This window comes from Comamonas sp. CMM02, from assembly GCF_014851485.1.
In the GTDB taxonomy this organism is placed as follows: Bacteria; Pseudomonadota; Gammaproteobacteria; order Burkholderiales; family Burkholderiaceae_C; genus Comamonas; species Comamonas avium.
Genome location: NZ_JACUZW010000018.1, coordinates 1 through 297, shown reverse-complemented (window position 1 = coordinate 297; position 297 = coordinate 1). Strand labels below are relative to the sequence as shown.

At 62.3% G+C, this 297-nt stretch carries 1 protein-coding gene; it reads left to right on the top strand.

The genetic code is table 11. The features are described from left to right. The coding region (locus IB213_RS17930; protein ID WP_192408189.1) for an immunoglobulin-like domain-containing protein at positions 1-297 on the top strand (297 nt) is incomplete at both ends.

Sequence of the window (297 nt, the reverse complement as noted above, 5' to 3'; positions counted from 1 at the left end):
TGACCGTGGGCGGCAGCCTTGACCATGCCCCACAAACCGAACTGGTGGTGACGCTGAGCAACGGCGCCACGATCACGTTTGGCGTGGGCTATGTGCCGGGCACGGTTGTGCAATCGACCGCGTTTGCGGTGCAGGGCGATGACGTCTACAAGGATGGCGCCACCGAGACACTGACCATTACAGGCACCAATGGCGGCGGTAACTTTGAAAATCTGGACACCACAGCCACGGCAGACGTGGTGGTGGCCGATACGCCTGACACGGTCAAGGTGACCTTGGTGGGCACCAGCGCCGTCG